Source organism: Rheinheimera sp. (genome assembly GCF_020217005.1).
GTDB lineage: Bacteria > Pseudomonadota > Gammaproteobacteria > Enterobacterales > Alteromonadaceae > Pararheinheimera.
Map to the genome: position 1 here is coordinate 1 of NZ_JAIWOI010000377.1, position 10,000 is coordinate 10,000.

At 46.9% G+C, this 10,000-nt stretch carries 7 protein-coding genes; 2 read left to right on the forward strand and 5 right to left on the reverse strand.

Annotation, left to right across the window (positions count from 1 at the left end; genetic code table 11):
* The first annotated feature begins 167 nt into the window (after positions 1-167).
* Entirely contained in the window at positions 168-1,751 is a 1,584-nt protein-coding gene (locus LDL40_RS18665; protein ID WP_300997004.1) for a PepSY domain-containing protein, read from the forward strand.
* Positions 1,752-1,845: 94 nt separating this feature from the next.
* On the opposite strand, the gene LDL40_RS18670 is transcribed toward LDL40_RS18665, so the two are convergent.
* On the reverse strand, positions 1,846-2,145 hold the full coding sequence (locus LDL40_RS18670) for a hypothetical protein (protein ID WP_300997011.1): 300 nt from the start codon (positions 2,143-2,145) through the stop codon (positions 1,846-1,848).
* Positions 2,146-2,333: 188 nt separating this feature from the next.
* Entirely contained in the window at positions 2,334-4,595 is a 2,262-nt protein-coding gene (locus LDL40_RS18675; RefSeq protein WP_300997005.1) for a nitric-oxide reductase large subunit, read from the reverse strand.
* A gap of 309 nt (positions 4,596-4,904) precedes the next feature.
* On the opposite strand from LDL40_RS18675, the gene LDL40_RS18680 reads away from it, so the two are divergent.
* On the forward strand, positions 4,905-5,282 hold the full coding sequence (locus LDL40_RS18680) for a SirB2 family protein (RefSeq protein WP_300997006.1): 378 nt from the start codon (positions 4,905-4,907) through the stop codon (positions 5,280-5,282).
* Between the two features lie 102 nt (positions 5,283-5,384).
* Here the strand turns inward: LDL40_RS18680 and LDL40_RS18685 are convergent, their stop codons facing one another.
* From LDL40_RS18685 to LDL40_RS18695, 3 genes are read right to left on the reverse strand one after another with little or no spacing between them, the layout of a single operon-like run.
* Positions 5,385-6,461, reverse strand: a complete 1,077-nt coding sequence (locus LDL40_RS18685) for a malonyl CoA-ACP transacylase (protein WP_300997008.1) — start codon at positions 6,459-6,461, stop codon at positions 5,385-5,387.
* The gene (locus tag LDL40_RS18690) at positions 6,458-8,779 is read right to left on the reverse strand and encodes a thiamine pyrophosphate-dependent enzyme (RefSeq protein ID WP_300997010.1); all 2,322 of its coding nucleotides are present in this window, start codon (positions 8,777-8,779) and stop codon (positions 6,458-6,460) included. The genes LDL40_RS18685 and LDL40_RS18690 overlap by 4 nt, the downstream gene beginning before the upstream one ends.
* A gap of 10 nt (positions 8,780-8,789) precedes the next feature.
* Positions 8,790-9,965 carry an acyl-CoA dehydrogenase gene (locus LDL40_RS18695; RefSeq protein ID WP_300997012.1) on the reverse strand — a complete coding sequence of 392 codons (1,176 nt, stop codon included), beginning with the start codon at positions 9,963-9,965 and terminating at the stop codon, positions 8,790-8,792.
* Positions 9,966-10,000: the final 35 nt, after the last annotated feature.

Below are 10,000 nucleotides of genomic sequence, written 5' to 3' on the forward strand. Positions count from 1 at the left end.
ATAAGTTCTGCGGATAAAACTCAGTTTAATATGTGGCTTGTTACACCAGTGTGGTTTTGCATACTGAGTGTTGTGTTTTTGTTTCAAAATGCTCGTCAAGCCTGGTTGGTTTTAACAAGCATTTCGGTGCTCTTGTATAGCTGTTTCTTTTTGCTTCGGAGTTTTGGATGAGGGTCAGAGCAGACATTTTACGTATCTATCAAAGTCTACATACTTGGACAGGTATTACTGCTGGTTTGTTACTGTTTATTGGCTTTTATGCAGGTAGCTTGACTATGTTTAAGCATGAGTTACAGCAGTGGATTGCCCCCCGCACTGTGCATGCAATAGATAAACCAACATCATCACATTCTGACTGGCAGGCGTTGGTTGATAAAGCTCTAGATCGCTATTCGACTGAGCTTGGCAAGGGATTTGATTTGGACTTAACCAATACGACTCCAGTATTGAGTTGGTATAGCCAGGGCAGTGCCAGAGACCTGCATATGGACAACAAACTAGTAGAAGTAAGACTAGATCCGCAAGGTCAACTCACTGTCACTGAGAGTTACGAGAATAAGTTTGGCGATCTGATTGATTATCTGCACCGAAGCGCTGGAATTGGCGGAGAGATTGGGCATGATCAGGCAGGTGTCTATGTGCTTGGTATTGCAGCAGTGCTTTATTTTCTGGCACTAGTGTCCGGTATAGTTGTTTTGCTACCTACGTTGGTCAAGAGCTTTTTTGCTCTACGAAGAGACAAAGGCCCAAGCCGTTTCTGGTTGGATAGCCACAATCTGGTTGGGGTAGCAAGCTTGCCTTTCCATTTTATTATTGCCTGGACAGTGGTGAGTTTTGCTTTTCACGATCAGATTTATGGGGGCCTTACGATGTTTTACGGCGAGCAACCTTTGTTCCAGCGCCAAGCGTCCACGACAAAAAAATTTGAACTCAGTCAACTACCTCCAATAGAGCAGCACATTGCAACTGCCATTGACTATAGTCCCGCTCATCAGCCTGTAAAACTTAGTTTTATGCGCCTTGATACCACGGCTCCTGCGCTATCTGTAAAAATGCTTAACCCCAATGGCATGATGCGTGGTCCTGATACAGATTATTTGTCTATGCATCCCTACACTCTTGAGATCCAACCTTTTAGTTTTAGCACTGAAGATGGGGCTAGCTATAGCAAGTTTGTCATTGGGTTGTTTTCACTGCATTTTGGTACTTACGCTGGTAACTTTGGTCGATGGAGTTATTTTATCATGGGGCTTTTAGGGGCGTTTTTATTCTACAGCGGTAATCTGTTGTGGCTTGATAAACGCATGAAAAATAACTCGGGGCAAAGGCGTAGTTGTAGGATCATGGCCGCTTTAACTATAGGTATTTGTCTGGGCTCAATGTTGGCAGTTGCACTGACTATGCTGTTTGGGAAGTTACTTGGCCCTGTATTGATGAATATAAACTACGCCTATTTATATTGTTATTATTTAGGTTTCATCACCTTTATCGGCTATAGCTTTTGGCGTGGAGCCGCAGTAGCGGCTTACCATGGTTTAGGAGCGTTGGCTCTATGTTGCGCTGCCTTGCCTCTTACTACTTTATATCTAAACTGGCAACAAACCTCTTGGCATGAAATTATCCCAAGCATAGGCGTCGATATAATGGCACTGGTATTTGCGTTTATATTTTTGTACGCGGCTCACAAAAGCAAAGTGCGAATGTCAAATTCGACTGTTGATGGAGTGTGGTGTCTACAACATAAGAATTGAGTAGTCTGTCGGAATGAAACGACATGCATATGCTTTGTTATAATCGCGTGAGTGAATGTGATTTCATTATTGAACAAAGCTACAGAGAAGTGCTCTATTCGCTCAGGGCTTTAGGGTCTGGAATGATATTGTTTCGGACTAAGCTACGGCGTACGCTCTGACATAGTTTCCCGAAACGCCTTAATTCATCAAACTTAGGAGTAATACCTCTTTTCATCGCACTTTCCCAATAAGAAAGCTCAGAGTCAACCATCTCCAGCATTTTCTTCGGGCAACCGACACAATCTGTGTTGGTGCCACAAACAAAAGTGGATGGTTCATAGAGCGGAAGGGTTTGTTTGACCTCCGCAATAAGCTGGAGCATTGCTGTTTTCAAATCCGGTTTTTTGCTCATCACCTTATTTGCACCTCGTTGTATGCAATGTGCCCTTATGCTATCAGGCGTAACAGAATCAGAATATTCCCCATAAGGGTTAGTTGCTGTTGAAATGACGCTTTCGTGTTGTTGGTTTGAGTGCGCGGGCTCGTTGGTAAAACCGCTGCAGTATTCGTCATACCGCAGCGGGTCGGCATGGAGCCAATTTAACCTTGTTTGATTTCTTCCATTGCGGTGCTGGAAAACACACCTTTTACGACTTGCCAGCTAATGGCCAGAGCACCGACGATGAATATAACGTCACCGAAAGTCCGGACCCAACGAAGGGTGACCAGAATGTCACTTTGCATCACTGCCTCGCTACGGGCATACCACAGTCCTTCTGTCGCACTTGCGTAAAACTGTATAAAACCTATGGGCAATAAGCTGGTTGCCAGCATTAACGCTAAACCGATGTTCATCCACCAGAAGGCCGTTTTCATCAGTTTTTCATCAAACACCAGCTGTGGCCGGATATAACGCAGGATAAGCAGGCAGAAACCCAGCGCCAGGAAACCATAGACACCAAACAGGGCTGCGTGGGCATGGGTTGGCGTGGTATTTAAGCCTTGCAGGTAGTACAGCGCGATAGGCGGGTTAATCATAAAACCAAACACACCGGCTCCAAGCATATTCCAAAAAGCTACTGCAACGAAAAACATCAAGGGCCACTTAATATCTCCCATCCAAGGGGCTTTATTTTTTAAGCGCCAGTTTTCCCAGGCTTCGTAACCCAGCACCACCAATGGCACTACTTCCAGTGCACTAAAAGTGGCGCCTACAGCCATCACAGGCGTGGTGGTACCGGCGAAATACAGGTGGTGGAAAGTACCCGGTATACCGCCCAGCATAAAGAGTGATGCTGAGGCCAAACTGGCACTGGTCGCAACTGTACGTGACACCAGCCCCATGCTGTGGAAGATAAAGGCCAGCGACACAGTGGCAAATACTTCAAAGAAGCCTTCTACCCACAGGTGAACAACCCACCAGCGCCAGTATTCCATCACTGATAAGTGTGTACGCTCGCCATAGAACAGGCCTGCGCCGTAGAATAAACCGACGCAAATCACTGAGGCAGCAAATAAAGCCAACAGGTTTTTATCGCCGGGGGCTTTAAAGGCAGGCACCACAGCACGAAGCATCAGCACTAACCAGAACAAGATGCCAACATACTTAATAATTTGCCAGAAACGGCCAATATCGATGTACTCGTAGCCCTGATGTCCAAACCAGAAGCTGTATTGCTCAGGCATAATTTGCATTATCGCAAAGTAGTTCCCGGTAAAAGAGCCTGCCACTAACACCACTAAGGCCCAAAACAGCAGGTCGACCCCTAGTTTTTGAAACTTCGGATCTTTACCGCCGTTAATGATTGGTGCTAAAAACAGCCCCGCAGCTAAAAAGCCGGTCGCAATCCAGAACATGGCGGCCTGAATATGCCAGGTCCTAGCCAGGCTATACGGTAGCCATTCAGTGGTATTTAACCCATAAAAACCATCGCCTTCTACCGTGTAGTGTGCAGTAAAACCACCCAGCATCACCTGCAAGGAAAAGAGGGCCACCACCACCAGAATATATTTACCCAGAGCCTTTTGTGACGGAGTCAATTTAAGCAGTGCGATCGGATCCTGTTTGGGTGCTTCAGGTTCTTCTTCGTCGTGTTTGCGTAAAAATGCCCAGCCCCAAATCAGACCACCGACACCTGCTATCAGTAAAATAATACTGACTAATGACCAAATCAGGTTTTCCGCCGTAGGTCTGTTGTCAATGAGCGGTTCGTGCGGCCAGTTATTGGTATAGGTTGCGCTATCCGGGGTGCGCTCAGTACTGGCGGCCCAGGCTGTCCAGAAGAAAAACTGCGTCATTTCCTGCCGACGGCTTAAAGAGGGCAGGGTATTGTTTTTCATTGCATAGTTAGAGCGGGTTTGGCTAAGCGCTGCATCATCTCCAAATAAGGCAATATAGTGCTCAGCCGTTTGATTTATGGCTTGTACCCGGCGATCGCTAAGCTCTAAGGTATCTGTAGTTTTATCATAGCTGTTCGTGCGATAGGCCTGTTTTAATGCGAACTGCAGGCCATTTTGTTGTGCGGCGTTAAGCTTAGTGTAGCTTTGCCCAAACTCATCCTGTGCCGCAAGCTCCAGCCAGGCCATCAGCTCACGATGCAACCAGTCGGCGGTCCAATCCGGTGCCTGATAAGCACCGTGGCCCCAGATAGAGCCCAGTTGCATACCGCCAACCGACTGCCAGGCGGTCTGGCCGTTTAAGATAGTCTCATTGGTCATAATGACCTGGCCTTGCGCATTTACTACTTTGGCCGGAATAGGAGGCGCCGAACGATACACCTCGGCACCAAAATAGCCAAGCACGCTAAAGGTAATAGCCAGAATGGCAATTAACAGCCACCATAATTTACGATATCCAGCCATGAGGCCCCCTCACTACGTTGGTGATGTATCCAAATCTCATTTTTTACTCCAGTTGTGCTATTACGGACGGTTCTTCCGTCGGTCACAGACTGGTATCAATAAACGGGCCATGTTTTAACTTGTTGTTTTAATTTGGCTTTTATATTTCATGGTTAAATTGACCATTTGAATTTGGGTTCTAAATACCTTGTTTGGTCAAATGTACCTGCGATGGTGAAAAAGAAGTATGACTCCTTACCTCTTTGGCTATATAGGCAAGGCTTCATCAATTGTTTTAAGGTGGCGGCAGTGTTTTTTTGGGAGCTGGTTATGGAGTTCTATCCGGATGTGAAACTGTTGCACATGTTGTGCGCTTATCTGAGTGCCGCGCTGTTTATTGCTCGTCTGCTATTGGATCTGACAGGTAAATTTGATTGGCGTAAAAGTGCTCTGCGCTATCTGCCGCACTTTAATGATTCGATATTATTGACTCTGGCTTTTGTTTTGTTGGCGATAGGTCCCTGGAAGCCATTTGTACATCAATGGTTGGGTATTAAGATATTAGCTATTGTTTGTTATGTAGTTTTTGGCTTTTTTTCAATGAAGGATAAACTCAGGCTGCGTACTCGTTTGATATTTTCTGTGCTGTCCATTTCGTCTCTGTTCCTGGTGTTTTATCTGGCAAAGTTTAAGCCTGTCTTATTTTAAGCCATTGTTTAAGCTACCTGCCTGCATCAGGTGATGCTGCATCGGACCTTGATAGACGATTCGCGCTAACTCACCAGTTTCAGGCTTTATCCGTCGTTGCCTTTAGGCCCTCTTTGCCTCTGTTGAAGGGGGGCGATCCAACAGGATGGCGCGTTGAGCTGGGGTGCCCATGGCAAGTAACCAGGGTTGCTGTTGCTGCTGAGCAATAAAATCTTGTTTGCTGCTTAATCCGTGCCAGTTCAGTTCAATCAAGGCCTGGATCACAGCACCTGCTAAACCATTACCCGGTCCCAGAAGCACTATACGCTGAGGACAGAATTCTTTTACCGCGACCTGAATAGATGCGGTGAAATTATAGGTTTCTGTTACTTGCTGTCGCAAAGTGTAGTCACGCAGCTTGTTCAAATCGCTGCAATCTGGCTGCCAGATCCGGCCACAGCCATCAACCAGCGGCACTGCAGTGGCCTGAAAGGATGAATGACCTATGTTCTGAAGTGCCTGCTCTGAAGCTTGCGCCATAAAAGGAGAATGAAAGGCCGAATGACCAGGCAACAGCAGCGGAAAACGTTCGTCAATTATAGGCAAAGTCTGCATGGCCAGACTGATAGCCTCACTGCTGCCTGCTAATACTGCATAACCACCATAAAGAATGGACATATACAGCTGACCACTGCAGCGTGCTAATAAAGCGTTAACCTGTTGTTGGTAGTCCAATTTGGGGCGCCAATGCTCATCCACTAATGGATAAATGAGCTGACCGCCATTGTCATCTTTATAGTGGCTTTGGGATGTGTACTGAGCCATCAGGCTGGCTATCCGCATAGCCTCAGTGCTCTGCCAGACTCCGGAACAGGCCAGCGCCGTGTACCATCCCATCGAATTCCCTGTGATCACTGCGGGTTGATAACAGCTTTGCTGCAAGGCTTGATAATCAATGAAGCCACTGGCCAAAATAAGTGCGGCGGCATTGTCCGCTTGCTGATAACGCTTGAAATTAAATTGTGGAGCCTGATCCAGGCTACTGACAGTGCTTAATCCAAGCTTTATTCTGCTCTGATCAAAGCCCGCTAATAATTCGGCGCCCTCAACTGTGTCGCTCAGGTTTTGGCTGATATAGCCCAATTCTTGTTTCTGATAACTGCCCCTTCCCGGAGCTACCACTAACGTTGAGTAATTCATACAGACTCCGCTAAGGATGAAGTGTGAACCGATAGATGAGAAAGAACGGCATGCATTATGTCGTCAACGCTGGGTAAAACGTCATAGGCGGCTTTGCCCAGAGGGATAAAACTATCGACAGCGCAGAGTCGTTGAATTCTAAAGTGCTCAGGTTTAGCTTCATGCAACAGGGTATAGAGTTCCTCGCTTAATGAACCACGGCGTCTGCATTCATCTACGATCACTATGTTCTTACATCCATCCAGGTGCTGCACTATGGCATGTATGTCTAAAGGAACCAGATAACGGATATCAATAATACGAACAGCAATATTGCGACAAGCCAGATGTTTTGACGCCTGCTGACATAAATAATGACCGTTGCCATAGCTTAACAGCGCAACATCTTTGCCTGCGCCATAACTGCGGGGGGCGCCCAATTCAGGTAAGGCCGCATTGATATCCGGCATGTTGTTCAGCCATAAGCCGTCTTTGCTCTGATGTAAGTCCCGCATCATATACAGTGCTATAGGCTCCAGAAAAATCACAACCCGTTTTTGCTCATAGGCTAACCGGACAGCCTGACGCAGCATCAGAACAGCATCTTCTCCGGTCGAGGGACAAAACACCAAAAGGCCCGGTATATCGCGAAATACCGCAAATGAATTGTCGTTATGGAAATGGCCACCAAAACCTTTTTGATAACCTAAGCCTGCAATACGGATCACCATACCATTGTGGAGTTGACCGTTGGAGAAGAAAGGTAATGTTGCCGCTTCTCCTCTGATTTGGTCTTCAGCGTTATGCACATAAGCTAAGAACTGGATCTCTGGCATGGCGATAAAGCCTTGTTGCGCCAGACCTATCGCCAGCCCCAGAATACTTTGTTCATCCAGCAGAGTGTTGATCACTCTTTTATAGCCAAAATCCTGCACTAAGTGTTGTGTGATGCCATAGACGCCACCTTTTTTGGCAATATCCTCGCCACATAAAATAAGTTCAGGGTACTGGCTCATCAATTGATGCAGAGTCCAGTTCAGTAATTTGGCGATGTGTTGCGGCTTTTCTAAATTATGTTTGTCAAACTGCAGCGCGAGTTGGTTGTTAACTGCTGTCAGCGTTTTGGTCTTTATCGGATGGACTTTAGCAATAATGCTGTCGGTAATGGCCTCTGCACCTTGTAGTTTGGGTTGTTTGATGACACTTTGGCTGACCCGAACTATTTGTTGATCTAGATTGTGTAACCAGAGCAGCAGTTGTGCAGCGCTCAGCCAGCCTTTGGACAATATATAAGCCGCACCAAACCACAGCGGATCATTGGCGTGGTTCTGGGCGATTTGGCTTTGACTTAAGTAGGTTGCTTCGGCATCAGCACCGGCATGACCGAACAAACGTATTGTTTTTAGATGTAAAAATGCTGGTTTGCGGTTAAACCTGACATAGTCGGCAGCTGATTTTGCGGCATGATAGCTGGCGGACAGATCCTTGCCATCTGCAGTAAAATAGGCGATATCAGCATAACTCTGTAAGCGCCTAGCTATCCATCCGGCAGGAGTGGGTGTTGAAATCCCTATCTGATTGTCTTCACAAACCATCAGCAGAGGAAGAGCAAGCCCTTGATAACTGGTCCAGGCCGACGTATTAAAAGCTGCCTGAGCGCTGGCATGGTTGGCTGATGCGTCACCAAAACTACAAATGACGATTGGATCTGCAATACTGGCATCAGGCAAAGGCACAGAGGTGTCCGTCTGATTTTTATCAAGACGCTTTTTTAATTCAATGGCGAAAGCTGCCCCCAAAGCTTTTGGTAAATGTGAGGCAATGGTACTTGTTTGTGGCCATATATTTAATGGTACGCTGCCCAGCACCTTATGCCGTCCACCGGAGATTGGATCCAGACAACTGGCCGTGAAAGACAAAAGTAAGTCATACAGAGGCGTTTGCCCTGGGACTTGCTTGCTACGCTCAATAAAAAACGCGCCACTACGGTAGTGAAGTAAAGCCGGGTCCTGTGGTGTTAAAGCTGCTGCAATGGCCGCATTGGCTTCATGACCGCAGCTACCTATAGTGTAAAAACTCTGTCCCTGGCGTTGCAACGTGCGTGAGCGTAAATCCAGCAGACGACTTTGCCATTGGCTTTGATACATTTGCATGAACTGTGCCTGGTCCAATGCCGCTTGCTGTTCTTGACGAGGGAGTTGATAGCTTTGCCAGAATGCTTTGTCTGCCTGTTGCAATTGCGCGCAAAAATCGGTAAACCATGGATGACTTTGAGACTCTGCTGAATGATCAGCAGAGTCTTCTGTGAATGACGCCCAGGGCCAGGGGGATTGCTCCATTTTCTAACCTCTAGTTGGCAAATGCTGCAAGGCCTGTTTGCGCGCGCCCCAGTATTAACGCATGCACGTCATGTGTTCCCTCGTAGGTATTGACGGCTTCCAAATTCATCAGATGACGAATGACATGAAACTCGTCCGCAATACCATTGCCGCCATGCATATCGCGAGCGTTACGCGCTATGTCTAATGCTTTGCCACAGGAATTTCGTTTGATCAGTGAAATAGTTTCAGGGGCGAGTGTGTCTTGATCCATTAATCGTCCCGCCTGCAGGCAAGCCAGCAGGCCAATACTAATTTCCGTTTGCATGTCTGCCAGTTTCTTCTGGATCAATTGATTGGCGGCTAAAGGCCTGCCAAACTGACTGCGATCGAGAGTATATTGGCGCGCGGCATGCCAACAAAATTCTGCAGCCCCCAATGAGCCCCAGGCAATTCCGTAGCGAGCTTTGTTTAAGCAACTGAAAGGACCTTTTAGACCTGTCACATCAGGCAATAACGCAGATTCAGGCACATGAACATCCTCCATCACAATTTCACCAGTCACAGAGGCTCGTAGCGAAAACTTACCCTCTATTTTTGGAGTGCTCAGACCTAGCATTCCTTTTTCCAGAATAAAACCACGAATTTCACCCTCAAGCTTGGCCCAGACAATAAATACATCGGCAATAGGAGAGTTTGTTATCCACATTTTATTGCCATTGATGGTAAACCCATCCTGGTTGCGTGTGGCTACTGTTCGCATGCTCGCCGGATCTGAACCCGAATCTGGTTCTGTTAATCCAAAGCAGCCAACCCATTCGCCTGACGCGAGTTTCGGCAGGTAGTGCTGTTTCTGTGCTTCACTACCATAAGTGTAAATCGGGTGCATCACCAAACTTGACTGCACACTCATTGCACTTCGATAGCCGCTATCCACACGTTCTATTTCGCGCGCAATCAGGCCATAGCTAACATGATTGACGCCAGCGCAACCATAACGCTCTGGTAAGGTTGGGCCTAACAGGCCTAACTCACCCAGTTCGTTCATGATTTCCCGATCAAAATATTCTTTACGGTTGGCCTCCAGAATTCGAGGTTGTAATCGATCCCGACAAAAACTATGCGTCATATCACAGATCATTCTCTCGTCTTCAGACAGTAATTGTTTTAATAAAAATGGGTCTTGCCAATCAAAAGCTGCACGCATCTTAGACTCCAGATAGAAAACACAAAAAGTGCTGG